Here is a 23,684-nt window from a genome sequence, read left to right as displayed (position 1 = left end):
GCAAGTATTGGGAATACCCTGGTGTGTTGCGGGCCTTCCCACCCAGCGCGAGGTAACGCGTTGCGGGGTGTTACAAGTCGGCGCGGGTGTGCGCCTCATGATCTGCTTAGCGGGTCTGCTTCTGGCAGTCCCTCTACAGCGGAATCTGGATTCTTGTGATTCGGCGCTCACAAGTCAAGAGAAATTATTGCCAATTTTTCTTCAAGATGAATTCTCACCACCACTAATGGCGCGAGCAGCAGCAGGAAAAATAAGATTTCCATAAAAAAGGGCCACAATCTGCGGCCCTTGAAGGAAAAACGGTAGAAATCAGGCGCAAGGCGCGATCAATTGGTCGAAAGTTGCGAGCAAACGCCGTAGCTCGCGGCTTTGTTCCGGGCGGTCGACGAACACCGTCTCGGCCATCACCAGGATGCCCGAGGCGTTGGGCAACGGATGCCCGTGCTCGAGGATCAGCTTCATGCGCGGCAGGAAGATCCACTGCAGCCACTGCTCGAAGCTCATGCGGTCCACCGCGAACGGCTCCACGCTGGCCAACGCCTCGGCACTGGGGGTGGCGTCGCTCCACCAGCCCTGGACCTTGAGCTCCTGCTCGATCAGCAGCAGTTGGTCGGCGATATCGAGAATGCGCTGTTCCATCACAGGTTGACCCGCGCCTTCTGCCGCGCCAGGGCCGCCCCTGCACTGTCACCCTGCTTTTCACGGGCCTGGGCGATGGTGTTCCACAGCTGGGCCTGCAGGTCTGGGCGACCGTTGGCGTAGGTCAGGGCACGGCGCGCCAGTTGCTCGGACTGCGCCGCATCGCCCTGGGACAGGCGCACCTGGGCCAGGCGGAACAGCACCTGCGGCTCACGCGGGGCAATGCGCTGGGCACGCTCCAGGCTCGACGCGGCGCCGTTGAAGTCGCCGCTACCCTGCTGCTGCTGGGCAGTGGTGAGCAAGGCCAGCACCGGGCCGTCGAGCTGCTCGTCGGCCGACAGGCCGCCACTGGAGGCGTTGCCACGCGGGATACCAGTCGGGGCACTGGTCACCGGCGCCGGGTTGCTCATCGAGGCGATGTCGAACGGTTCGTCGGCAATCGGGTTGGGATTGGTCGTGATCGGCCCGCTGCTGACCGGGCCCGGGGTGATCGGGCCGGTGCTGATCGGCGCAGGCCCGGTGCCTGCCGGGAACGACTGGATCGGCGCGCCGCCTGTCCCCTGCGGGATCATCACGGTGACGCCGGAGTCTTCCGGCAATGACTGGGCCTGGCTGCTGCCGCCGCTGGTCGGATAGGCCGACGTGCGGTTGGCCGAGACGCGCTCGCTGTTGGAGACCCGGGTGCTCGAATCGACCACCGGAATGTTGCCACGCGGGACGCTGGCACAGCCGTGCAGAACGGTCACTGCCGCCACGGCAGGAATCCACCACTTGTTCACTTCACACCCTCTTCAGAAGCTCGCGCTCAATTCATCCAGCCCTTGACCCAGTCCATCACCTGTTCGGCCGGGTTTTGCTCGCCGCCACAGGCGGCGCCTGCGGGCGGTTCACTGCCGCGAATATACGGCATCTGCACCGCTCCCGGACAGCTGCCGTCGGAACCCTGGCCGCTGTAAGGGTCGATCCAGGCCTGCACCACGTTGTCCGGCTGCGGCATGTCCAGCGGCAGCGGGTCGGCCTTCTTCATGAAGCTGGTCCACACCTGCAACGCGCCGGTGGCACCGGTGAACGGCGTCTTGCCGTTGTCGTCGCGGCCCAGCCAGACCACCGCCAGCAGGTCCTGGCTGAAACCGGAGAACCAGCTGTCGCGCGAGTCGTTGCTGGTGCCGGTCTTGCCAGCCAGGGTCAGCGAGCTCGGCAGCGTGCTGTACACCGAGCGCCCGGTACCTTCACGCATCACCCGCTGCATGGCGTTCTGCACCAGGTAGATCGAACCCGGGTCGAAGGTCTGCTGGATCTGGAACGGGTAGCGCTTGAGCGGCTCGCCTTCGGCGGTGAGCACGCTGCGGATACCGCGCATCGGCGTATTGAAGCCGCCGTTGGCGATGGTCTGGTACATGGTCGCCACCTGCATCGGCGACATGCCGCCGGCGCCCAGCAGCATCGACGGGAACGCCTGCCAGTCGACCTGCACGCCGAGCCGGGCGATGGTCTTGATCACGTTGGGCACGCCCACTTCAAGGCCCAGCTTGGCGGTGGACAGGTTGTAGGAGTTGGCCAGGCCCTGGTACAGGTAGATGGTGCCATGGGGCCGGCGGTCGTAGTTCTGCGGCCGCCATACCTGGCCATCGGCGCCCTTGACCGAGAACGGCTCGTCCTGCACCCAGCTGGTGAGGGTGAACTTGCTCGGCTGTTCCAGCGCTGTCAGGTAGACCGCCGGCTTGACCAGTGAACCGATCGGCCGCACTGCATCGATGGCGCGGTTGAAACCGGCGAAGCCCGACTGGCGGCTGCCGATCAGCGCCTGCACCTCACCGGTTTCCGGGTTGGTGACGACCATCGCCGACTCGACTTCGTCGGCGCCCTTGCGCCCGGCCAGGCGTTTGAAGGTCTCGCTCATGGCGGTTTCGGCCTTCATCTGCAGGATCGGGTCGAAACTGGTGAAGATGCGCAGGCCTTCTTCGGTCAAGTCTTCGTCGCGGTAGTCCTGGCGCAGCTGACGCTTGACCAGGTCGAGGAAGGCCGGGAACGAGCTGTCGGCCAGGCTGCCGCGCTTGGTCACGCCCAGGGGCATCTTCTTCGCCGCGTCGACCACGTCCTGAGTGGCCACGCCTTGCTCGGCGAGCAGGTCGAGCACCAGGTTGCGCCGCTGCAGGGCGCGCTCGGGGTGGCGGCGCGGGTTGTAGTATGACGGGCCCTTGACCATGCCCACCAGCAGGGCGATCTGGTGCAGCTTGAGCTCCTGTAGCGGCTGGCTGAAGAAGAACTGGCTGGCCAGACCGAAGCCGTGCACGGCGCGCTGGCCGTCCTGTCCGATGAACACTTCGTTCAGGTAGGCCTCGAGGATCTCGTGCTTGTCGTAGTGCACTTCCAGGAGCAGCGACATCATCGCTTCGGTCAGCTTGCGGCTGAGACTGCGCTCGTTGGTGAGGAAGAAGTTCTTCACCAACTGCTGGGTCAGGGTACTGCCGCCCTGGCGCATGGCGCCGGACGAAGTGTTGACCCACACCGCGCGGGCGATGGACTTGGGCGACACACCGAAGTGGCTGTAGAAGTCGCGGTCCTCGGTGGCGATCAGGGTTTCCACCAGATACGGCGGCACCTGATCGATCTTGATCAGGATGCGGTCTTCGAGATTCTTCGGGTAGATGCCGCCGATCATCAGCGGCTCAAGGCGCACCACGTCGAGCTTGCCGCCATTGGCGCCGCTGAGGCCCGCGACATAATCGCCGGAGAAGCGCACGCGCACGAACTGCGCCGGTTCCATGCCCTCGTAGAACTGGAAGCCACGGGTATTGAGGTCGACGGTGTTGCCATTGACCGACGCCGCGCCCGGGCCGTTGGCCGCGCTTTCCCGACGGTAGCCGAGGGCATCGAGCTCGGTGAGGAAGTCGTTGCGGCTCAGTTTCTGGCCGACGAACAGCTCCAGCGGCCGGGCATACACCTTGGCCGGGATGGTCCAGCGCTTGCCGGAGAACTTCTCCTGGACAGTGGCGTCGAGGTAGACCGCGAAGCCGGCTATCAGTACCAGGCCGACCAGGCTGAGCTTGAGCGCCCAGCCCAGCCAGGCACGGGCGCGGCCGGTCGGGCGTTTTTTTGGGGTGCGGGAATTTCGGGTACGAGTCATGGCGGCGGATTATACGCACATTGGAAAAGGGAGGCAGGCGCCCCTCGGCGGTTTGCAGGGACGGCACCATTGACCATAATGTTCGATTCGAATTCCCTGACCCCCTTAAAGGATGATCCGTGAGCCAAGCCCTGATCAGCGCGCTGCAGAACCCCGCCCTCTATCCGCACCCGGTTGCGGGCTTCGAGCTCATCGAGACGCATATCTCCTGGGTCCTGCTCACCGGCGAGTTTGCCTACAAGATCAAGAAGCCGATGAACTTCGGCTTCCTCGACTTCACCGGCCTCGACCAGCGCGGGCATTTTTGTAACGAAGAGCTGCGCCTGAACCAGCGCCTGACCGAAGGTCTGTACCTGGAAGTGCTGCCGATCACCGGTAGCGTCGAAGCGCCGCAGATCGGCGGCGAAGGCCCGGCGATCGAGTACGCGCTGAAAATGCGCCAGTTCCCCCAGGGCCAAATGCTCAGCACCCTTCAGGCCAACGGCGAGCTGAATGCCGGGCATATCGACCAGATGGCGCGGCAGATCGCCGAGTTCCACCTGCAGGCGCCCAAGGTGCCGGTCGAGCACCCGCTGGGCACGCCGGACGCGGTGATGGCGCCGGTGGAGCAGAACTTCGAACAGATCCGTCCGTTCCTCAGCGACAAGGCCGACCTGCAGCAGCTCGACGCACTGCAAGCCTGGGCCCAGGACAGCTTCAAGCGCCTGCACGGTCTGCTGGAAGCGCGCAAGGCCAATGGTTTCATTCGCGAATGCCACGGTGACATCCACCTGGGCAACGCCACCCTGATCGACGGCAAGGTGGTGATCTTCGACTGCATCGAGTTCAACGAACCCTTCCGCCTGACCGACGTCTACGCCGACGTCGGCTTCCTGGCCATGGACCTCGAGGACCGCGGCCTGAAGTGCCTGTCGCGCCGCTTCGTCAGCCAGTACCTGGAGTTGACCGGCGACTACCAGGGCCTGGAACTGCTGAACTTCTACAAGGCCTACCGCGCCCTGGTGCGAGCCAAGGTCGCGCTGTTCAGCATGCCGGCCGAGGCCGACGGCGTGCAGCGCGCCACCACCCTGCGCACCTACCGCAACTATGCCAACCTGGCCGAAAGCTACAGCGCCATCCCTTCGCGCCTGCTGGCCATCACCCAGGGCGTATCGGCAGTGGGCAAGAGCCACGTGGCAATGCGCCTGGTCGAGGCGCTCGGCGCAGTGCGCGTGCGCTCGGATGTGGAGCGCAAGCGCCTGTTCGGCAAGCAATCGGCGGCCGATGCCGGTCATCTGGAGGCAGGCATCTACGACACGCAGGCCAGCGTTGCCACCTACCAGCGTCTGCACGAACTTGCAGAGATCATCCTGCACGCCGGGTTCCCGGTGGTGCTCGACGCCACCTACCTCAAGCATGAGCAGCGCAAGGACGCGGCCGAGGTCGCCAGCGAGACCGGCGTGCCGTTCCTGATCCTCGACTGCCATGCCCCGGACGCAGTGATCGCCAGCTGGCTGGCGCAACGCCAGGCCGAGGCCATCGACCCGTCGGACGCCACCCTGGAGGTGGTCAAGGCGCAGCAAGCGACGCGCGATCCGCTCGATGCCGAAGAGCAAAAGCACAGCAAGCGAGTGAACACCCAGGAAAGCGCCAGCATGGACCAGTTGATCGAACAGATCCGCCAGCATTTCCCCGGTTTTTGAGCCTTCAGGCGTGAAGCAGTCGACAGTTCACGCCTGAAGTCCGGCGCCCCTCCAGTGATGTCATTACAATATCATCACACCCCACGGAGGAGGCGCCGCCATGAATCAGCCCCGTCAGCTGGACAACGTCCTGTACTCGATGATCCGCGACGAGAAGATCGCGGCGTTCAACCGCGAGAAGCCCAGCGATTCGCCGATCGACTTTCGCGGCGGTGACTTCCGCGGCCTCGACCTGCGCGATCTGGATGTACGCGGCATCGACTTTTCCGACGCCTACTTCCGTGCCGCTGACCTGCGCGGGCTGGACCTGCGGGAAAACGGCCTGGAAGGGGCGAGCCTGGCCCATGCGCAGATCTCCGGGACGTATTTCCCGGCCGAGCTGAGCGCCGACGAGATCCTGATGTCGGTGAAGTTCGGGACGCGGATGCGTTATCGCAGCCCACGCCAAGGGTAAGCGTCCGGCCTGCACAAGGCGGTGGCCACGAACCTTGTGGATCGGACACACGTGGGAGCGGGCTTGCCCGCTCCCGTTCAGCCAGAGCGCTACATCCCGTCGGCGCCGATGGCAAAAGGCCGCGTAATCCATAACCCCCGCTACACTCCTCATTGACCTGCTCGCGATTTATCCCCACGACCCGTTCAGCCATCGCAAGGAGGCTCGATGAACGATGAATTGCAGCATCTGAAAAACCTTGGCAAAACCTCCGCGCAATGGCTGCATGCTGTCGGCATCCACAGTGCATCGGACCTGCGCCGGCTCGGCGCGGTGGGTGCCTATCAGGCTGTGAGAACGCGAGGTTTCCGGGCTTCGAAGGTGTTGTTGTATGCCATCGAGGGCGCCCTGCTAGACATGCACTGGAATGACCTGCCGGTCGAACGCAAACAGGCGTTGAACCAGCAGCTCGATGCCAAGTGCCAACCCCCATCCCAGAAGAACGAAAATTAATCTCGGAAAGGCATTGACTACGAAATGAGAATCGTTATGATTATCACAACTGGTCGCGAGACCGGTTGGGTAACCTGAATGCTCCCTGGTTCGGACGCTCAGATTATCTCCTCATCAGGCTAATCACGGTTATTGACCCGGCTTTTTGCCGGGTCTTTTTTTGCCTGCGATTCAGTGGCCCTTGCGCAGCTGGGCGCAGTAGTCCTGCTCCGGTGTCGCCGGGGTGTACCAGACGAAGTCAGCCATGGCCGGCTCGACCGTTTCCCCCACTTCCGCCAGCAACAGCACTTTGTCTTCAGACTTGGCGTCGAGGTCGGCCAGGTGCAGCGGCACGCCGAGATCCTTGCGCGCATGGTAGCTGCCGGTGAGCAACAGCGCCGGCTGCGGCGCGGCCAGCAAGCGCTCGGCGATGCGCCGGTCACGCTGCTGCTGCACCGCCAGCATCGCCGGTAGCTGGCTTTCCGGCAGCAGGTTGCAGTGGCCGGCACGCACCTGAGCCAGCAGCGCCTGCACCACTGCCGGCGCATTGGAGCGGTCGCCAGGTGGTGTCGCCGGCTGGCGATAGGCCTGGCGGATTTCATCGGGCGACAGGTTCGCCGCCAGTAGCGGGTATGGCTGGCCAAGGGCCTCGCGCACGATAGGCCCGTACAGCGTCCAATCCCAGCCAGGCTGCCAGGCCAGCGCCTTCGGCAGGTCGGCTGCAGGCGATGCCTTGCCCTTCTGCGCATCGACCAGCGCCTGCTGTTGCGGCTCGAGCATTTCCAGCAGCAGGCTGCCCTGCGCGCGGCGGCTCTCCAGGGCGCGCAGCAACCACAGCTGCAAGCGGTGGTGGTCGGGATTGTCGTGCTTTTCACCCACCAGCACCCGTGGCGCATTGGCCAGGCGCTGGACCAGTTGCCCGGGGCTCAATACCTGGCCGCTGGACAACTCGATGATCTGCCCCAGCTGGACGTTGTCGCGGCCTTCGGTACCCTGCCAGGCCGGCACGGGCGGCAGGCTCGCCTGGCAACCGCCGAGCGCCAGCGCCAAACAGATGGACAAGCCGGACAGCAAGGGATGGCGCATGGCGAATGCCTCCTAGCGAGTGATGATCAGCGGATGGCCGCGCTCCGGGTGAGGTTGCACCAGGACGTCGATGCCGAACACCGCCCGCAGCGCCGTCGGAGTCAGCACTTGTTGCGGTGTGCCCAGCGCATGGCCGCGGCCCTGCTCCAGCAAAAGAATATGGTCACAGTAGCGCGCCGCCAGGTTCAGGTCATGCAGGATCACCAGCACCGACGCGCCACGGTCGGCGAAACTGCGTACCGCCTGCAGCGTGGTGTGCTGATGCAGGGGGTCCAGCGCAGAAGTGGGTTCATCCAGCAACAGCGTGGTGCCGGGCTCGCCCGGCCACAGCTGGGCCAGCACCCGCGCCAGGTGCACGCGCTGGCGCTCCCCCCCGGACAGCGCCAGGTAGCTGCGCTCGACCAGGTGCTGAGCATCCGCCGCCGCCAGCGCCGCCTCGACGATTTCCCGGTCGCGCTGACGGCCGCTGGCATGGGGCAGGCGGCCGAGACCGACCACTTCCGCGACACTGAAGGCAAAGCCAAGGCTGGACGCCTGCGGCAGTACCGCCAGGCGCCGGGCACGCTCCTGGCCCGGCCAATCGTCCAACCCGAGGCCCTCGAGGTGCACGCGCCCGGCAGTGGGCGCCAGTTCGCCACACAGCACGCCGAGCAGGCTGCTCTTGCCGGCGCCATTGGGCCCGAGCACACCTAGCACCTGCCCTGGCCGCAACGTGAGGTTGATGTCGTGCAGCACCTGGCTCCCACCACGTTTGAGAGACAGCCCTTGGACGTCGAGCATCAGTTGCGCACCTTCACCAGCAGGAACAGGAAGAATGGCGCCCCGATAAAGGCGGTGACGATGCCGATCGGCAACTCTGCCGGGGCCAGGGCCAGGCGCGCGACCAGGTCGGCGAACAGCAGCAAGGTACCGCCCGCCAGCAACGAAGCCGGCAGCAGCACCCGATGATCCGGCCCCGCCACCAGCCGCACCAGGTGCGGCACCACCAGGCCGATGAAGCCGATCAGGCCGGCCGCGGCGACCGCCGCCCCCACGCCGAGCGCGGTGCAGAACACCAGCTCGCGCTTGAGCTTTTCTACCTCGATACCCAGGTGCCGGGCCTCCGACTCGCCTAGCAGCAAGGCGTTGAGCGCCTGCGCCCGGCGCGGCAGCCACAAGGCCACGGCCGCCGCCACCAGCAGCAAGGGCCACAGCCGCTCGTAGCTGGCGCCGTTGAGGCTGCCCAGGTTCCAGAAGGTCAAGGTACGCAGGGTGGCGTCGTCGGCCAGGTAAGTGAACAGGCCCACCGCCGAGCCGCCCAGCGCGGTCATCGCGATACCGGCCAGGAGCATGGTCGCCACGTTGGTCTGGCCGTCGCGGCGCCCCAGGCGATAGACCATCGCTGTCACGCCCAGGCCACCGACGAAGGCACACAACGACAACAGATAAGGCGCGAACCAGTCAGGAATGCCGCCCAGCCAGCTGCCGCCGACGATCGCCACCGCGGCCCCCAGGGCGGCGCCACTGGCGACACCGACCAGCCCCGGATCGGCCAGCGGGTTGCGGAACAACCCCTGCATCGCCACGCCGGACAATGCCAGCACCGCGCCGACCGCCAGCCCCAGCAGGGTACGCGGCAGGCGGATCTGGCCGAGGATCATCTCGGCCTGCTCCAGGCCCTCGCCGCTGACCGGCAACCCGACCAGGCGCAGGCCGGCGCGCAGGGTATCGAACAGCGGCAGGCTGACCGGCCCCAGCGCCAGCGACAACCACACCGCCAGCAGGCACAGCAAGGCCAGGGTAATGAACAACGTACGTGGTCGAACCCGCGGCATCATGGATTGAGGCTGGCCTTGGCGGCGGGATAGAAGCTGGCGGCCAGCTCATGCAGGGTGGCCGGCAGGCGCGGGCCGAGGCCGCCGACCAGCAACGTCGGGTCGAGCGACAGCAGGCGCTTGTCGCGCACCGCACGGGACGTCGCCAGGGCCGGGTTTTCCTTGATCAGTGCCTGCAAGGCCTGTTCGCCACTGAGGGCCCGGTCGGAGAACACCACCACGTCCGGGTTAAGCGCGGCGAGGGCCTCCACCGAGAAGTTCTTGTAGCCCTGGTGGTCGGCAAGATTGCGCCCTCCCGCCTGACGCAGCACCCAGTCCCCGGCAGTGCCCTGCCCGGCGATCATCGGCTTGGCGCCGGCATGCCCGACCAGCAGCAACACGCCAGGCGCCTTCTGCCCGGCCTGGGCCTGCTCGACCTGTTTGTGCAACGCCTCCAGCTGCTGGCGGTAATCGGCAGCCAACGTCTTGGCCTTGTGCTCGTCGCCGAGCAATGCCCCCAAGTGCTTGAGATTCTCGTCAACCGCGCCCACTTCGGCCTTGCTGGAGAACAGCTCGACCCGCACCCCGGCCTTGCGGATCTGCGCCAGCACCGGCGGTGGCCCCATTTCCTCAGTGCCCACCAGCACGTCAGGGCGCAGGCTGAGGATGCCTTCGGCCGACAACTGGCGCTGGTAACCGATGCTGGGCAGCGCCTTGAGCGACTCGGGGTGCTGGCTGGTGGTGTCGACGCCGACCAGGCGCTGCTCACCGCCCAGGGCGCTGATCCACTCGCTCAAGGCACCACCGGCGCTCACCCAGCGCTGTGGCAGCTCGGCGGCCATGGTGTGGGTAGACAGGGCAAGACCGGCGCACAGGGCAATCAAGGCAGCGGGACGGCGCATCATCGGATTCCTTTGCAGAGGGCGGGCAGCACACCTTGTGGCGGGCGGCACAAGTGCGCACCATAGACAGCCTGGCGCGACGAATGCGGGCAATTTGATAATTATTCGCATTGAAGCGTCAAGCCATCCCTTTGTCACACGGCTTAACCGGAAGACTCCGCTGCGATGCATTTTCTCTGCGCCTCCAACGACCTCGCCGAGGGCCACAGCCGCGCCTTCAGCGTAGCCGGCATAGCGCTGTTCGGCGTGCGCCGCCAGGGCACGGTCCACCTCTATCGCAACCGCTGCCCGCACCGGGGCATCCCGCTGAACTGGGCGGCGGACAGCTTTCTCGATGACAGCGCGAGCCTGATCCAGTGCGCCCATCACGGGGCCCAGTTCCTGATAGAAAGCGGCGAATGCATTACTGGCCCCTGCGCGGGCGAATGGCTGGAAGCCCTGGACTGCCGGGAAGACAGCCAGGGCATCTGGCTTACGGATTGAGCAATACCGGCAGCGGCCGGTCGATGACCAGTTGCTGGGCATCCAGGCGCGTGCCGTAGGCCAGCACCTCGACCCCTTCCGCCACCGCGGCGCGCAGTGCCTGGGCGTAGGCGGCGTCGATCTCCTGGGCCGGGCGCACGGCCTCGATGCCGGTCAGGTTCACGCAATACAGCTGCACCGCACGGATGCCCTGGCGTGCCAGGGCGGCCAGCTCTCGCAGGTGTTTGGCCCCACGCTGGGTGACGGCGTCGGGGAACGCCGCCACGGGAGTATCGGGGTAACCGAGGGTCACGCTCTTGACCTCGACGTAGGCCTTGTCGCCATTGGCGAACTCCAGGTGGAAGTCGATACGGCTACGTTCCTCGCCATACGCCACTTCACGCTTGAGCGTGGTGAACCCGGCCAGCTCCGTGATCACTCCGGCCCGCAGCGCTTCCTCCACCACCGCATTGGCGCGCCCGGTATTGATGCAGGCCAGCCGCCCCTGGGGCGTTTCGCTGATCTCCCAGGTACCGGGCAGCTTGCGCTTGGGGTCGTTGGAGCGGCTGAACCACACCTGCCCGCCTTCGCGCATGCAATTGAGCATGGAGCCAGTGTTGGGGCAGTGAATGGTCAGCTGCTCGCCGGTGGCCAGTTCGATGTCGGCCAGGAAGCGTTTATAGCGGCGCAGCAGGCGCGCCTGCTCCAGTTGCGGAAACAGCATCCGTCAGCCCTGCCAGCTTTTCAGGCCACGGGCGATGCGCTGCACCGCCTCCTCCAGGCGCGGCAGGCTCTGGGTGTAGGCAAAACGCACATGGTGGCCGGCCTGGTGACGACCGAAGTCCAACCCCGGGGTGAATGCCAGGTGCTCGGTTTCGAGGAAGTGCCGGCAGAACGCGAAGGCATCGCCGCCGAACGCGCTGATATCGGCATACAGATAGAAGGCGCCTTGCGGCTCCACGGCGATACCGAAGCCCAACTCACGCAATGCCGGCAACAAGTAGTCGCGGCGGCGGGCGAACTCGGCGCGGCGCTCCTCGAGGATGGCCAGTGTTTGCGGCTCGAAGCAGGCCAGCGCGGCATGCTGGGCCATGCTCGGAGCACTGATGTAGAGGTTCTGCGCCAGCTTTTCCAGGTCCGCTACCGCCGACGGCGGCGCCACCAGCCAGCCCAGGCGCCAGCCGGTCATGCCGAAATATTTGGAAAAACTGTTAAGGACGAAGGCCTCATCGTCGACTTCCAGCACGCTCGGCGCATCCATGCCGTAGGTGAGGCCGTGGTAGATCTCGTCCACCACCAGATGCCCATGGCGTTCGCGGGTAGCCTTGGAAAGGCTGGCCAGCTCGTCGCGATCGAGCACCGTGCCCGTCGGGTTGGCTGGCGACGCCACCAGGGCACCGACCGTGTCCTTGTCCCAGTGACGCTCGACCAGATCGGCGGTCAGCTGGTAATTGACCTCCGGCCCCACCGGCACCAGCTGCGCACCGCCTTCGACCAGGCGCAGGAAGTGGCGGTTGCACGGGTAGCCCGGGTCGGCCAGCAGCCAGTGCTTGCCCGGATCGACCAGCAGGCTGCTGGCCAGCAGCAGCGCGCCGGAACCGCCCGGGGTGATGAGCACGCGCTCCGGGTCGAGGTCCACACCGTAGCGTTGGCCATAGAACCCGGCGATTGCCTCACGCAGTTGCGGCAAGCCGCGGGCAGCGGTGTAACGGGTGTGCCCGGCGGCCAAGGCAGCCTGGCCCGCCGCGACGATGGGCGCGGCGGTGGTGAAGTCCGGCTCGCCGATCTCCAGGTGGATCACGTCGTGGCCCGCAGCCTGCAGCTCGTTGGCGCGCGCCAGCAGGGCCATCACGTGGAAGGGTTCGATGGCGCGACTGCGCGCACTGTGTGGCTGAGCCATGGGCCTTCTCTCAATTGGGTCTAAACTGGTGATTCTACCTGTGCACCGCAGCGAACGTGCCGCCCGCCCTGCTGTCAATAGCAGGCATAGGGCGGGGTAGCGCACCCCGGATCTATCTGGTAAGTTCGGCGGCTCGCAGTCGCAGGGCCGGCGGGTGCCGGCGATGGAAGCAAGCCTGCGCATTGGATCAGATGAGTGAGAGGCGGTCTATTCATGTCCACCGTAGAAAAGCAAAAAGTCCAGACCATGTACGGTGTCGAACCCTACGTAGAGACAAAGGGTGAGGAGTACATGGGCGAGCCCATGAAGAAGCACTTCATCAAGCTGCTCAGCGCTTGGAAAGGCGAGCTGATGGTCAGTGTGGATCGTACCGTGGACCACATGAAGGACGAAGCAGCCAACTTCCCCGACCCGGCCGACCGTGCCAGCCAGGAAGAGGAGTTCGCCCTGGAACTGCGCAACCGCGATCGCGAGCGCAAACTGATCAAGAAGATCGACAAGACCCTCGACAAGATCAAGGCCGACGAGTACGGCTGGTGCGACTCCTGTGGCATCGAGATCGGCCTGCGCCGCCTCGAAGCCCGCCCGACCGCCGACCTGTGCTTCGACTGCAAGGAAATTGCCGAGAAGAAGGAAAAGACTGTCGGTAAAGGCTGATTCCAGAACCTCGCAGACGGGGCGTACTGGTTGTGGAGGCGGGCTTGCCCGCTCCTGCAATCGGTACGCCCCGTATTCATTTATATAGCTGTGCAATCCATGAACGACTCCCGCTACATCGGCCGCTTCGCCCCCACCCCCAGCGGCTTTCTGCACTTCGGCTCGCTGGTGGCCGCCCTCGCCTCCTGGCTCGACGCCCGCGCGGTCGATGGCCGTTGGTTACTGCGCATGGAAGACACCGACCCGCCCCGGGAAATGCCCGGGGCACGCGATGCGATCCTGCAGACCTTGGAGCGCTACGGCCTGGAGTGGGACGGCGAGGTAGTGTTCCAGAGCCAGCGCCATGAGGCCTATGCCGCCGTGGTCGACCGTTTGTTCAGCATGGGCCTGGCCTATGCCTGCACCTGTTCGCGCAAGCAACTGGAAGGGTACGACGGTATCTACCCAGGCTTTTGCCGTAACGCCGGGCATCCCCGGCAAGACGCGGCCATTCGCCTGCGCGTGCCGGAATTGATCTACCGCTTCACGGATCGCGTCCAGGGTACGTTCGAACAGCACCTCGGGCGCGAGGTGGGCGACTTCGTCATCCAGCGCCGCGACGGGCTCTATGCCTACCAGTTGGCGGTGGTGCTGGACGATGCCTGGCAGGGCGTCACCGACATCGTGCGCGGCGCCGACCTGCTGGACAACACGCCCCGCCAGCTGTACCTGCAGGAGTTGCTGGGCTTTTCGCAGCCGCGTTACCTGCACATTCCATTGATCGTGCAGCCTGACGGGCACAAGCTGGGCAAGTCGTATCGATCGCCGCCGCTTGAGGCGGACCAGGCCACGCCCTTGCTGCTGCGAGCGTTGCGGGCATTGGGGCAGCAGATCGATCCGGCACTGACAGGAGCCAGTCCGGCCGAGGTTTTGGCGGTGGCACGCCAGCAGTGGCGGCCGGAGCACATTGCACGGCAGATGACGGTGCCCGAGGCTGATTTGCGCTGAGGCAGTAGCGGCCCTATCGCGGAGCAAGCCCGCGCCCACGATGCCTGGCTATGCGCAGGCTCGCGATGGGCAAGAACAAGCAAAACCGGGCTCAAAAGCCTAACAAATTCAAACCCTTGGCTAACAGCCCCGATTCCCGCTAGCATCGCCCCAGCCATTTGCGCCAATAATAAGTCCAAACCGCAGCGCCCAACCCTTCGAGGCCAGCATGTACATCTATCGTTTGGTCCTGCTTCTGGTGGTGGGGATCTACCTGTTCTCCCCCGCCATCATGGACTGGTGGATCGAGCCGACCGGTGCCTGGTACCGCCCCTACCTGCTCTGGCTGATCCTCATCGTCGTCACCTTCATCCTGCAGAGCCAACGAGATGCCGATGAGCTTTAGCCTGACCCAGATGATCATGATCAGCGCCGCCTACCTGCTGGTGCTGTTCAGCGTGGCCTGGATCAGCGAGCGCGGGCTGATCCCGCGGGCGATCATTCGCCACCCCCTGACCTACACCTTGTCGCTGGGCGTCTACGCCAGTGCCTGGGCCTTCTATGGCTCGGTCGGGCTGGCCTATCAATATGGCTACGGCTTCCTTGCCTGTTACCTGGGGGTGTCCGGGGCCTTCTTGCTGGCCCCGGTGCTGCTCTATCCGATCCTCAAGATCACCCGCACCTACCAGCTGTCGTCACTGGCCGACCTGCTGGCGTTTCGCTTTCGCAGCACCTGGGCCGGCGCGCTGACCACCATCTTCATGCTGATCGGCGTGCTGCCCCTGCTGGCCCTGCAGATCCAGGCGGTGGCCGACTCGATCAGCATCCTCACCGGCGAGCCGGTCAAGGCGCGGGTGGCGTTCGCCTTCTGCGTGCTGATCATCCTGTTCACCATCTTCTTCGGCTCACGCCATATCGCCACCCGCGAAAAGCACGAAGGCCTGGTGTTCGCCATCGCCTTCGAATCGGTGATCAAGCTGCTGGCGCTGGGAGGTATCGGCCTTTATGCGCTGTACGGCGTGTTCGGTGGCCCGCATGGGCTGGAAGTCTGGCTGCTGCAGAACCAGACCGCCCTCGCCGCCTTGCACACGCCGTTGCAGGAAGGCCCCTGGCGCACCCTGCTGCTGGTGTTCTTCGCCTCGGCGATCGTCATGCCGCACATGTACCACATGGCCTTCACCGAAAACCTCAGCCCGCGCTCGCTGGTCAGCGCCAGCTGGGGCCTGCCGCTGTTCCTGCTGCTGATGAGCCTGGCGGTGCCGCTGGTGCTGTGGGCAGGCCTGCGCCTGGGCGCCAGCACCAACCCCGAGTACTTCACCCTGGGCCTGGGCATCGCCGCCAACAACGAAGCGCTGGCGCTGCTGGCCTATGTCGGTGGCTTGTCGGCCGCCAGCGGACTGATCATCGTCACCACCCTGGCGCTGTCGGGCATGGCGCTGAACCACCTGGTGCTGCCGCTGTACCAGCCGCCGGCCGAAGGCAACATCTACCGCTGGCTGAAGTGGACCCGCCGGGCGCTGATCGTCGCCATCATCACCGCCGGTTTCGTCTTCTACCTCACCCAGAACAACCACCAGAGCCTGGCCAACCTGGGCATCGTCGCCTTCGTCGCCACCTTGCAGTTCCTGCCCGGGGTGCTTTCGGTGCTGTACTGGCCGACCGCCAACCGACGAGGGTTCATCGCCGGCCTGCTGGCCGGCATGCTGGTGTGGATGGTGACCATGCTGCTGCCGCTGCTGGGCAACCTGCAGGGCTTCTACATTCCGTTGCTGGACATGATCTACGTGCTGGACGACACCAGCTGGCACATGGCGGCCATCGCCTCGCTTGCGGCCAACGTCCTGCTGTTCACCCTGATCTCGCTGTTCACCAATGCCAGCAGCGAAGAGGTCAGCGCCGCCGAGGCCTGCGCGGTGGATAACGTGCGCCGCCCGCAACGCCGCGAACTGCACGCAGCCTCGCCCCAGGAGTTCGCCACCCAGCTGGCCAAGCCGCTGGGTGCCAAGGCTGCGCAAAAAGAGGTGGAGCAGGCCCTGCGCGACCTCTACCTGCCCTTCGACGAACGCCGCCCCTATGCGCTGCGGCGCCTGCGCGACCGCATCGAGGCCAACCTGTCCGGCCTGATGGGGCCGAGCGTGGCGCAGGACATGGTCGAGACCTTCCTGCCGTACAAGTCCGGCAACGAGAACTACGTCACCGAGGACATCCACTTCATCGAGAGCCGCCTCGAGGACTATCACTCGCGCCTGACCGGCCTTGCCGCCGAGCTCGACGCCCTGCGCCGCTACCACCGCCAGACCCTGCAGGAACTGCCCATGGGCGTGTGCTCGCTGGCCAAGGACCAGGAGATCCTGATGTGGAACAAGGCGATGGAGGAGCTCACCGGCATCGCCGCCAAGCATGTGGTCGGCTCGCGCCTGGTGACCATCGCCGAACCCTGGCGCGGCCTGCTGCAAGGCTTCATCAACGTGCCCGACGAACACCTGCACAAGCAGCGCCTGGTCCTCGATGGCCAGCCGCGCTGGCTGAACCTGCACAAGGCCGCCATCGACGAGCCGCTGGCCCCGGGCAACAGTGGCCTGGTGCTGCTGGTCGAGGACCTCACCGAGACCCAGGCACTGGAGGACAAGCTGGTGCACTCCGAGCGCCTGGCGAGCATCGGCCGCCTTGCCGCGGGCGTGGCCCACGAGATCGGCAACCCGATCACCGGCATCGCTTGCCTGGCGCAGAACCTGCGCGAGGAGCGCGAGGGCGACGGCGAGATCATCGAGCTGTCCAGCCAGATCCTTGAGCAGACCAAGCGCGTGTCGCGCATCGTCCAGTCGCTGATGAGTTTCGCCCACGCCGGCGGCAGCCAGCAGAACAGCGAAGAGCCGGTGTGCCTGGCCGAGGTGGCGCAGGATGCCATTGGTCTGCTGGCGTTGAACCGGCGCAATTTCGAAGTACAGTTCTTCAACCTCTGCGACCCGCAACACTGGGTCGAGGGCGACCCGCAACGCCTGGCCCAAGTGCTGATCAACCTGCTCTCCAACGCCCGCGACGCCTCGCCACCCGGCAGCGCCGTGCGCGTGCGCAGTGAAATCAACGAGCACACCGTCGACCTGGTGGTCGAGGACGAAGGCAGCGGTATTCCGAAAAGCATCATGGACCGCCTGTTCGAACCCTTCTTCACCACCAAGGACCCGGGCGAAGGAACCGGACTCGGGCTCGCTCTGGTCTATTCCATCGTGGAAGAGCATTATGGGCAAATCACCATCGACAGCCCGGCCGACATCGAGCGCCAACGTGGTACCCGGATCCGCGTGACCCTGCCCCGGCATGTCGTAGCGACGTCCCCTGAAATTCGAGACCGTCGAGAGAATTGAATCAATGCCGCATATTCTGATCGTCGAAGACGAAACCATCATCCGTTCGGCCCTGCGTCGCCTGCTCGAGCGGAACCAGTACCAGGTCAGCGAAGCCGGCTCGGTGCAGGAAGCCCAGGAACGCTTCAGCATTGCCACCTTCGACCTGATCGTCAGTGACCTGCGCCTGCCGGGTGCCCCGGGTACCGAGCTGATCAAGCTCGGCCAGGGCACGCCGGTACTGATCATGACCAGCTACGCCAGCCTGCGCTCGGCGGTGGACTCGATGAAAATGGGCGCGGTGGACTACATCGCCAAGCCCTTCGACCACGACGAGATGCTCCAGGCCGTGGCGCGTATCCTGCGCGACCGGGTGAACGCCCCGGCCTCGGCGCCGGCCGGCGAGCCCCGGGCCGCCAATGGCAAGGCCAGCGCGGAGAAGACCAGCCCCGCCGCCGCCAATGGCGAGATCGGCATCATTGGCTCCTGCCCGCCGATGCAGGACATGTTCGTGAAGATTCGCAAGGTCGCGCCAACCGACTCCAATGTTCTGATTCAGGGCGAATCCGGCACCGGCAAAGAGCTGGTCGCCCGCGCCCTGCACAACCTCTCGCGCCGGGCGAAGGCACCGATGATCTCGGTGAACTGCGCGGCGATCCCGGAAACCCTCATCGAGTCGGAACTGTTCGGCCACGAGAAGGGCGCTTTCACCGGCGCCAGCGCGGGCCGGGCGGGGCTAGTCGAAGCCGCCGATGGTGGCACCCTGTTCCTCGACGAGATCGGCGAGCTGCCACTGGAAGCCCAGGCCCGCCTGCTGCGCGTATTGCAGGAAGGCGAGATCCGCCGGGTAGGCTCGGTACAATCGCAGAAGGTCGACGTGCGCCTGATCGCGGCCACCCACCGCGACCTGAAGAACCTGGCAAAGGCCGGGCAGTTCCGTGAAGACCTTTACTACCGCCTGCATGTGATCGCCCTGAAATTGCCGGCCCTGCGCGAGCGTGGCAGCGACGTCAACGAGATCGCCAATGCCTTCCTTGCCCGCCAGAGCGCACGGATCGGCCGCGACGACCTGCATTTCTCCCACGATGCCGAACAAGCCATTCGCCACTACAGCTGGCCGGGCAACGTGCGCGAACTGGAAAACGCGGTGGAGCGCGCTGTGATTCTCAGCGAAAGCGCGGAAATTTCCGCCGACCTGCTGGGCATCGACATCGAGCTGAGCGACCTGGAAGACGACGACATGCTGGACAACCTGCCGGCGCTGGCCAGCAGCAACAGCGCCAGCCATGAGCCGACCGAGGACCTGTCGCTGGAGGATTACTTCCAGCACTTCGTGCTCGAGCACCAGGACCACATGACCGAAACCGAACTGGCCCGCAAGCTGGGCGTCAGCCGCAAATGCCTGTGGGAACGCCGCCAGCGCCTGGGCATCCCGCGGCGCAAGAGCAACGCCACCAGCGACAACTGATTCTGTGTAATCCGATCGCGGGGCAAGCCCGCTCCCACGCCAGTCTTGCCTGGTCCGTGGGAGCCGGGCTTGCCCCGCGGTTGTTTGGGGTAACACATCAGTTACCGCAAAAATCTGTTACCTACCCTGGCGGGCGTAACATCCCCCGAGGCGTAAGGTAACGAAATTTCTACATTTGCCCCGCGGCAAAAGCTGCCTGGAACGCTGAAAGCCCCGATTTCATTGGATCTTCAAAAGTTGGCACGGCACCTGCTATATCTCTGGCACAAGAACAATAACAAGCACTGCAACTCAGAATAAGAACAAGACGAAACGGCTCACGCACAATAAAAACAAGACGGCGGAGGCGCAGCTAACTGATTCTTTTGGAGAGGCGTTGTGTTTGGGGCTTGCCCCACGATCAGGCAGAGAACAACAAAAACTGCACTCAAAAGCAGCACCTGAACTGATTGGATCGACAGATCAGCATCAACTCGGCGACCAAAGCAATCCGTTTGCTCTTTACCCCCGGTTTGGGGGTCGTCCACAAGCTTCAAGATTTGTGGACAGGGCACTCAACAAAAACAAGAAGCCCAGCAGAAGAACAATAAGAGCACGCAACGACTTGATGGGGAGCTTCGGCTCCCCATGTCGTTTCTCCCCTTCGCATCACCCTTGCCACACCGCCTACACCATTCCCCCAGTAAATGCTAGAATCCCCGCCCATCATGCGGCCATTCTCCTATCCTTGGCCGATCATTCCTTCAAACAGTGCATCCCATGCTGAAGAAGCTGTTCCAGTCGTTCCGCCCGCCCGTTCGTGGCCAGCACCACAGGCGTACCACGCCTGAAGTGATCAACAAGAGCCAGCACTCGCTGCAGCGCAGCCAGTTCAGCCGCCATGCCGTGAGCATCGTCGAGCGCCTGCAGGCGGCCGGCTATCAGGCCTACCTGGTCGGTGGCTGCGTGCGCGACCTGCTGCTGGGCATCACGCCCAAGGACTTCGACGTCGCCACCAGCGCCACCCCCGAGCAGGTCCGCGCGGAGTTCCGCAACGCCCGTATCATCGGCCGGCGCTTCAAGCTGGTCCACGTGCATTTCGGCCGTGACATCATCGAGGTCGCCACCTTCCGTGCGCCCCACTCCGATGAAGACCAGTCCGATAGCCACCGTTCGTCGCACAATGCCAGCGGTCGCATCTTGCGCGACAACGTGTACGGCACGTTGGAAGAAGACGCGCAACGCCGCGACTTCACCATCAACGCCCTGTACTACGACCCGGTCAGCGAGCGCATCCTCGACTACGCCAACGGTGTCCACGACATCCGTAACCGGCTGCTGCGCCTGATCGGCGATCCGACCCACCGTTACCAGGAAGATCCGGTACGCATGCTGCGCGCCGTGCGCTTCGCCGCCAAGCTGGACTTCGGCATCGAGAAGCACACCGTGCAGCCGATCCGCGAGCTGGCGCCGATGCTGCGCGACATCCCACCCGCGCGCCTGTTCGAGGAAAGCCTCAAGCTGTTCCTCAACGGCCAGGGGGCGATCACCTTCGAGATGCTGGTCGACCTGCAATTGTTCGAGCCGTTGTTCCCGGCCAGCAGCCATGCCCTGGAAGAACGCCCGAGTTACACCCACAGCTTGATCAGCCAGGCATTGGCCAACACCGACCTGCGCGTCAAGCAGGGCAAGCCGGTGACGCCCGCCTTCCTGTTCGCCGCGCTGCTCTGGCCTGCCCTGCCAAGCCGCGTACTGTACCTGCAGAGCCAGGGCGTGCCGCCGATTCCGGCCATGAACGGCGCGGCCCACGACCTGATCGCCGAACAGTGCGCACGCATCGCCATCCCCAAGCGCTTCACCCTGCCGATCCGCGAGATCTGGGACATGCAGGAGCGCCTGCCACGGCGCAGCGGCAAGCGCGCCGACATGCTGCTGGACAACCCGCGTTTCCGCGCCGGCTACGACTTCCTGCTGCTGCGTGAAAGCGCCGGCGAGGAAACCGATGGGCTGGGCCAATGGTGGACCGACTACCAGGATGCCAACGACAGCCAGCGCCGCGACATGATCCGCGAGCTGGGCAACCGTGACGACGCCGCTGGCGCCGGTGCCGGCCCACGCAAGCGCAAGCGCAGTGGCGGCAAGCGCAAGCGTGACGACGAGCAGGCCTGGGACTGAGCATGACCACCCGTGCGTACATCGGCCTGGGCAGCAACCTGGATGAGCCCGCCGAGCAGCTGCGCAGCGCCCTGCAGGCGCTGGACCTGATCGCCGAGACCCGCCTGGCGGCGGCCTCGGCGCTCTACACCAGCGATTCGCTGCTGCCGGGCCAGCCACGCTACACCAACGCCGTGGCGGCCATCGACACGGCACTGGCACCGCTGGACCTGCTGGACGCCCTGCAGGCCATCGAGAACGACCAGGGCCGCGTACGCAAGGAACGCTGGGGCCCACGCACCCTCGACCTGGACATGCTGCTGTTCGGCGACCAGGTCATCGACGTACCACGCCTGAAAGTCCCGCACTACCATATGCAGGCCCGTCCCTTCGTGCTCTACCCGCTCGCCGAGCTGGTTCCCGAAAGCTTCTGCCTTGCCGACGGCCGCCCCCTCGCGCAATTGCTCGAGGGCTGCCCGTTCGTCGGCCTGGAACGCCTGTAAATCGGGCGTTTCAGACGGCGGTAACGCCAGTAACACCCACGCCGTAACAATGCGGTAACACGGCTGGTTGACTTCCCCCACCTCGCTCACGACTATAGGCGTCCCGCGGCGCCACTGTGCCGCTATCACCCATTTAGGCTCGGACGGATCTGTGCCCGAACATCACGACCGATGATGTGCCGCTCCGGAAGATGAATACACGCGTTGTACGCAGTTGTTGTTCACAGCGCCTGAACGAGGACTCCCCTACATGCCTGAAGTAACCCTGACTACCCTGCACGGCCTGAAGGCCAAGGGTGAAAAAATCACCATGCTGACCTGCTATGACGCGACCTTCGCCAAGGCAGCCAGCCAGGCCGGCGTGGAGGTGCTGCTGGTGGGCGACTCCCTGGGCATGGTCCTGCAGGGCCATGACAGCACCTTGCCCGTCACCAATCGCGACATGGCCTACCACACCGCCTGCGTCAAGCGCGGCAACGAGGGGGCGCTGATCCTCGCCGACCTGCCGTTCATGGCCCATGCCACCCCCGAGCAAGCCTTCGCCAACGCCGCCGAACTGATGCGTGCCGGCGCCCACATGCTCAAGATCGAAGGCGCCGCCTGGCTGGGCGAAACCATCCGCCTGCTGGCCGAACGCGGCGTGCCGGTGTGCGCGCACATGGGCCTGACCCCGCAGACGGTCAACGTGCTGGGCGGCTACAAGGTCCAGGGTCGCCAGGAAGCCCAGGCGCGTCAGATGCGCGCCGACGCCATCGCCCTGGAACAGTCCGGCGCGGCCATGCTGCTGCTCGAGTGCGTGCCCAGCGAGCTGGCCGCAGAAATCTCCCAGGCCGTGAGCATTCCGGTGATCGGCATCGGTGCCGGCAGCGCCACCGATGGCCAGGTGCTGGTGCTGCACGACATGCTCGGGCTGTCGTTGAGCGGCCGCGTGCCGAAGTTCGTGAAGAACTTCATGGTCGGCCAACCGGACATCAAGAGTGCCCTGGCCGCCTATGTCCGCGCGGTCAAGGACGTCAGCTTCCCCGGCAGCGAACATGGGTTCAGCGCATGAATACCGTCAAGACCGTCCGTGAGCTGCGCGCCGCCGTGGCCCGCGCCCGTGGCGAGGGCAAGCGCATCGCCTTCGTGCCGACCATGGGCAACCTGCACAGCGGCCACGCCGCCCTGGTGACCAAGGCCGCACAGCGCGCCGACTTCGTGGTCGCCAGCATCTTCGTCAACCCGTTGCAGTTCGGCGCCGGCGAAGACCTGGACAAGTATCCACGCACCCTCGCCGCCGACCAGGAGAAACTGCTCCAGGCCGGCTGCCACCTGCTGTTCGCCCCTACCGTCGAGGAGATGTACCCCGACGGCATGACCGTGCAGACCCGCGTCAGCGTGCCGCAACTGTCCGAAGGGCTGTGCGGCGCCAGCCGTCCTGGCCACTTCGAGGGCGTGGCGACCGTGGTCAGCAAGCTGTTCAACATGGTCCAGCCAGACCTGGCCGTGTTCGGCGAGAAGGATTTCCAGCAACTGGCGGTGATCCGCGCCATGGTCCGCGACCTGAACATGCCGATCCAGATCATCGGCGAGCCGACCGTGCGCGCCGAGGATGGCCTGGCGCTGTCCTCGCGCAATGGCTACCTGACGCCGGAGCAGCGTGCCGCCGCGCCGGCGCTGTACCGTGTGCTGGGCGGCATGGTCGAGGCCTTGCGCCGTGGCCAGCGCGACTACGCGGCGCTGATCGCCGAGGGCCAGGCGCAACTCGAAGCCGCCGGGTTCCGTAAGGATTACCTGGAAGTGCGCCACGCCGTCACCCTGCGCCCGGCGCAGGTCGATGACCGTGACCTGGTGGTGATCGCCGCAGCTTACCTGGGTAACACTCGGCTGATCGACAATCTTTATCTGCACCTGGAAGAGCAGACCGCCTGAGCTCGACGCGTGGGAGCGGCTCAACGCCGCCCCACGCGTACCTTGGGTATCAGGCCGGTGACAATTTTTAATCCGCGCCGCCCGCCTCCCCCCATTCCCGCCTTGGCGCCAATGCCTATAATGTCCAGCTTGCAACCGGCAATGACTGCCGCTGTCCAAGCCTGACCATGCAACAAGGAAACCACC

General features: G+C 65.2%; 22 protein-coding genes. 13 read left to right on the top strand and 9 right to left on the bottom strand.

Features of this window, described 5'->3' with window-relative positions; translation table 11 throughout:
• Nucleotides 1-309 precede the first annotated feature (309 nt).
• Genes OH705_RS14055 through mrcB form a run of 3 tightly spaced genes read right to left on the bottom strand, consistent with a single transcriptional unit; the run spans nucleotide 310 to nucleotide 3,766 of the window.
• On the bottom strand, nucleotides 310-642 hold the full coding sequence (locus tag OH705_RS14055; protein WP_038706850.1) for a YqcC family protein: 333 nt from the start codon (nucleotides 640-642) through the stop codon (nucleotides 310-312).
• The gene (locus OH705_RS14050) at nucleotides 639-1,418 is read right to left on the bottom strand and encodes a tetratricopeptide repeat protein (protein ID WP_046854095.1); all 780 of its coding nucleotides are present in this window, start codon (nucleotides 1,416-1,418) and stop codon (nucleotides 639-641) included. The genes OH705_RS14055 and OH705_RS14050 overlap by 4 nt, the downstream gene beginning before the upstream one ends.
• A 26-nt stretch (nucleotides 1,419-1,444) precedes the next feature.
• Nucleotides 1,445-3,766 carry a penicillin-binding protein 1B gene (mrcB, locus tag OH705_RS14045; RefSeq protein WP_038706852.1) on the bottom strand — a complete coding sequence of 774 codons (2,322 nt, stop codon included), beginning with the start codon at nucleotides 3,764-3,766 and terminating at the stop codon, nucleotides 1,445-1,447.
• A gap of 119 nt (nucleotides 3,767-3,885) precedes the next feature.
• Here mrcB and OH705_RS14040 point away from each other — a divergent pair, with 119 nt between their 5' ends.
• The 3 genes from OH705_RS14040 (at nucleotide 3,886) to OH705_RS14030 (ending at nucleotide 6,394) form a co-directional block, all read left to right on the top strand.
• The gene (locus OH705_RS14040; RefSeq protein WP_267302380.1) at nucleotides 3,886-5,448 is read left to right on the top strand and encodes an AAA family ATPase; all 1,563 of its coding nucleotides are present in this window, start codon (nucleotides 3,886-3,888) and stop codon (nucleotides 5,446-5,448) included.
• 100 nt (nucleotides 5,449-5,548) lie between these two features.
• Nucleotides 5,549-5,902 carry a pentapeptide repeat-containing protein gene (locus tag OH705_RS14035; protein ID WP_046854092.1) on the top strand — a complete coding sequence of 118 codons (354 nt, stop codon included), beginning with the start codon at nucleotides 5,549-5,551 and terminating at the stop codon, nucleotides 5,900-5,902.
• Between the two features lie 207 nt (nucleotides 5,903-6,109).
• Nucleotides 6,110-6,394: a TfoX/Sxy family protein gene (locus OH705_RS14030; protein WP_023631425.1), complete on the top strand. Its 285-nt coding sequence runs from the start codon at nucleotides 6,110-6,112 to the stop codon at nucleotides 6,392-6,394.
• Nucleotides 6,395-6,565: 171 nt separating this feature from the next.
• Here the strand turns inward: OH705_RS14030 and OH705_RS14025 are convergent, their stop codons facing one another.
• The 4 genes from OH705_RS14025 to OH705_RS14010 are packed head-to-tail and all read right to left on the bottom strand — an operon-like array spanning nucleotide 6,566 to nucleotide 10,157.
• Complete coding sequence (locus OH705_RS14025) at nucleotides 6,566-7,459, bottom strand: ChaN family lipoprotein (RefSeq protein WP_094012262.1); 894 nt, start codon at nucleotides 7,457-7,459, stop codon at nucleotides 6,566-6,568.
• 12 nt (nucleotides 7,460-7,471) lie between these two features.
• The gene (locus OH705_RS14020) at nucleotides 7,472-8,239 is read right to left on the bottom strand and encodes a heme ABC transporter ATP-binding protein (RefSeq protein ID WP_038706854.1); all 768 of its coding nucleotides are present in this window, start codon (nucleotides 8,237-8,239) and stop codon (nucleotides 7,472-7,474) included.
• Nucleotides 8,239-9,222, bottom strand: coding sequence for a FecCD family ABC transporter permease (locus OH705_RS14015; RefSeq protein ID WP_172670917.1), 984 nt, complete (start codon nucleotides 9,220-9,222; stop codon nucleotides 8,239-8,241). The genes OH705_RS14020 and OH705_RS14015 overlap by 1 nt, the downstream gene beginning before the upstream one ends.
• 50 nt (nucleotides 9,223-9,272) lie before the next feature.
• Nucleotides 9,273-10,157: a heme/hemin ABC transporter substrate-binding protein gene (locus OH705_RS14010; RefSeq protein ID WP_267302379.1), complete on the bottom strand. Its 885-nt coding sequence runs from the start codon at nucleotides 10,155-10,157 to the stop codon at nucleotides 9,273-9,275.
• Between the two features lie 162 nt (nucleotides 10,158-10,319).
• Between OH705_RS14010 and OH705_RS14005 the strand changes: the two genes are divergently transcribed.
• Complete coding sequence (locus tag OH705_RS14005) at nucleotides 10,320-10,637, top strand: Rieske (2Fe-2S) protein (protein ID WP_023631907.1); 318 nt, start codon at nucleotides 10,320-10,322, stop codon at nucleotides 10,635-10,637.
• On the opposite strand, the gene sfsA is transcribed toward OH705_RS14005, so the two are convergent.
• The gene (gene sfsA, locus OH705_RS14000) at nucleotides 10,627-11,340 is read right to left on the bottom strand and encodes a DNA/RNA nuclease SfsA (protein WP_267302378.1); all 714 of its coding nucleotides are present in this window, start codon (nucleotides 11,338-11,340) and stop codon (nucleotides 10,627-10,629) included. The two genes, OH705_RS14005 and sfsA, sit on opposite strands and share 11 nt — an antisense overlap.
• Before the next feature lie 3 nt (nucleotides 11,341-11,343).
• On the bottom strand, nucleotides 11,344-12,516 hold the full coding sequence (locus OH705_RS13995; protein ID WP_038706857.1) for a pyridoxal phosphate-dependent aminotransferase: 1,173 nt from the start codon (nucleotides 12,514-12,516) through the stop codon (nucleotides 11,344-11,346).
• Between the two features lie 213 nt (nucleotides 12,517-12,729).
• Between OH705_RS13995 and dksA the strand changes: the two genes are divergently transcribed.
• The 9 genes from dksA (at nucleotide 12,730) to panC (ending at nucleotide 23,498) form a co-directional block, all read left to right on the top strand.
• Complete coding sequence (dksA, locus tag OH705_RS13990) at nucleotides 12,730-13,173, top strand: RNA polymerase-binding protein DksA (protein WP_023631563.1); 444 nt, start codon at nucleotides 12,730-12,732, stop codon at nucleotides 13,171-13,173.
• 99 nt (nucleotides 13,174-13,272) lie between these two features.
• Complete coding sequence (gene gluQRS, locus OH705_RS13985; protein ID WP_023631562.1) at nucleotides 13,273-14,160, top strand: tRNA glutamyl-Q(34) synthetase GluQRS; 888 nt, start codon at nucleotides 13,273-13,275, stop codon at nucleotides 14,158-14,160.
• Nucleotides 14,161-14,368: 208 nt separating this feature from the next.
• On the top strand, nucleotides 14,369-14,545 hold the full coding sequence (locus OH705_RS13980) for a hypothetical protein (RefSeq protein WP_003250005.1): 177 nt from the start codon (nucleotides 14,369-14,371) through the stop codon (nucleotides 14,543-14,545).
• Complete coding sequence (locus OH705_RS13975; RefSeq protein WP_181425907.1) at nucleotides 14,529-17,504, top strand: sensor histidine kinase; 2,976 nt, start codon at nucleotides 14,529-14,531, stop codon at nucleotides 17,502-17,504. Before OH705_RS13980 ends, OH705_RS13975 begins: the two co-directional genes overlap by 17 nt.
• A gap of 4 nt (nucleotides 17,505-17,508) precedes the next feature.
• Nucleotides 17,509-18,951: a sigma-54-dependent transcriptional regulator gene (locus tag OH705_RS13970; protein WP_038706859.1), complete on the top strand. Its 1,443-nt coding sequence runs from the start codon at nucleotides 17,509-17,511 to the stop codon at nucleotides 18,949-18,951.
• A gap of 759 nt (nucleotides 18,952-19,710) precedes the next feature.
• On the top strand, nucleotides 19,711-21,105 hold the full coding sequence (locus OH705_RS13965) for a polynucleotide adenylyltransferase PcnB (protein WP_094012257.1): 1,395 nt from the start codon (nucleotides 19,711-19,713) through the stop codon (nucleotides 21,103-21,105).
• Nucleotides 21,106-21,107: 2 nt separating this feature from the next.
• Complete coding sequence (gene folK, locus OH705_RS13960; RefSeq protein WP_023632696.1) at nucleotides 21,108-21,587, top strand: 2-amino-4-hydroxy-6-hydroxymethyldihydropteridine diphosphokinase; 480 nt, start codon at nucleotides 21,108-21,110, stop codon at nucleotides 21,585-21,587.
• 250 nt (nucleotides 21,588-21,837) lie between these two features.
• Nucleotides 21,838-22,638: a 3-methyl-2-oxobutanoate hydroxymethyltransferase gene (gene panB / locus OH705_RS13955; RefSeq protein WP_267302377.1), complete on the top strand. Its 801-nt coding sequence runs from the start codon at nucleotides 21,838-21,840 to the stop codon at nucleotides 22,636-22,638.
• The gene (gene panC, locus OH705_RS13950; RefSeq protein ID WP_038706861.1) at nucleotides 22,635-23,498 is read left to right on the top strand and encodes a pantoate--beta-alanine ligase; all 864 of its coding nucleotides are present in this window, start codon (nucleotides 22,635-22,637) and stop codon (nucleotides 23,496-23,498) included. The genes panB and panC overlap by 4 nt, the downstream gene beginning before the upstream one ends.
• Nucleotides 23,499-23,684 lie beyond the last annotated feature (186 nt).

The sequence above is a fragment of the Pseudomonas sp. BJa3 genome, from assembly GCF_026343815.1.
Classification (GTDB): domain Bacteria; phylum Pseudomonadota; class Gammaproteobacteria; order Pseudomonadales; family Pseudomonadaceae; genus Aquipseudomonas; species Aquipseudomonas soli.
Note: the sequence above shows the minus strand (reverse complement) of the source record. Positions and strands in the feature narration are given on the sequence as shown.

Bases quoted from the DNA above. Each gene is read 5' to 3' on its own strand.
- mrcB (WP_038706852.1), bottom strand. From the start codon at position 3,766: ATGACTCGTACCCGAAATTCCCGCACCCCAAAAAAACGCCCGACCGGC.
- OH705_RS14035 (WP_046854092.1), top strand. From the start codon at position 5,549: ATGAATCAGCCCCGTCAGCTGGACAACGTCCTGTACTCGATGATCCGC.
- OH705_RS14030 (WP_023631425.1), top strand. From the start codon at position 6,110: ATGAACGATGAATTGCAGCATCTGAAAAACCTTGGCAAAACCTCCGCG.
- OH705_RS14025 (WP_094012262.1), bottom strand. From the start codon at position 7,459: ATGCGCCATCCCTTGCTGTCCGGCTTGTCCATCTGTTTGGCGCTGGCG.
- OH705_RS14020 (WP_038706854.1), bottom strand. From the start codon at position 8,239: ATGCTCGACGTCCAAGGGCTGTCTCTCAAACGTGGTGGGAGCCAGGTG.
- OH705_RS14010 (WP_267302379.1), bottom strand. From the start codon at position 10,157: ATGATGCGCCGTCCCGCTGCCTTGATTGCCCTGTGCGCCGGTCTTGCC.
- OH705_RS14005 (WP_023631907.1), top strand. From the start codon at position 10,320: ATGCATTTTCTCTGCGCCTCCAACGACCTCGCCGAGGGCCACAGCCGC.
- sfsA (WP_267302378.1), bottom strand. From the start codon at position 11,340: ATGCTGTTTCCGCAACTGGAGCAGGCGCGCCTGCTGCGCCGCTATAAA.
- OH705_RS13995 (WP_038706857.1), bottom strand. From the start codon at position 12,516: ATGGCTCAGCCACACAGTGCGCGCAGTCGCGCCATCGAACCCTTCCAC.
- dksA (WP_023631563.1), top strand. From the start codon at position 12,730: ATGTCCACCGTAGAAAAGCAAAAAGTCCAGACCATGTACGGTGTCGAA.
- gluQRS (WP_023631562.1), top strand. From the start codon at position 13,273: ATGAACGACTCCCGCTACATCGGCCGCTTCGCCCCCACCCCCAGCGGC.
- OH705_RS13980 (WP_003250005.1), top strand. From the start codon at position 14,369: ATGTACATCTATCGTTTGGTCCTGCTTCTGGTGGTGGGGATCTACCTG.
- OH705_RS13975 (WP_181425907.1), top strand. From the start codon at position 14,529: ATGCCGATGAGCTTTAGCCTGACCCAGATGATCATGATCAGCGCCGCC.
- OH705_RS13970 (WP_038706859.1), top strand. From the start codon at position 17,509: ATGCCGCATATTCTGATCGTCGAAGACGAAACCATCATCCGTTCGGCC.
- OH705_RS13965 (WP_094012257.1), top strand. From the start codon at position 19,711: ATGCTGAAGAAGCTGTTCCAGTCGTTCCGCCCGCCCGTTCGTGGCCAG.
- folK (WP_023632696.1), top strand. From the start codon at position 21,108: ATGACCACCCGTGCGTACATCGGCCTGGGCAGCAACCTGGATGAGCCC.
- panB (WP_267302377.1), top strand. From the start codon at position 21,838: ATGCCTGAAGTAACCCTGACTACCCTGCACGGCCTGAAGGCCAAGGGT.
- panC (WP_038706861.1), top strand. From the start codon at position 22,635: ATGAATACCGTCAAGACCGTCCGTGAGCTGCGCGCCGCCGTGGCCCGC.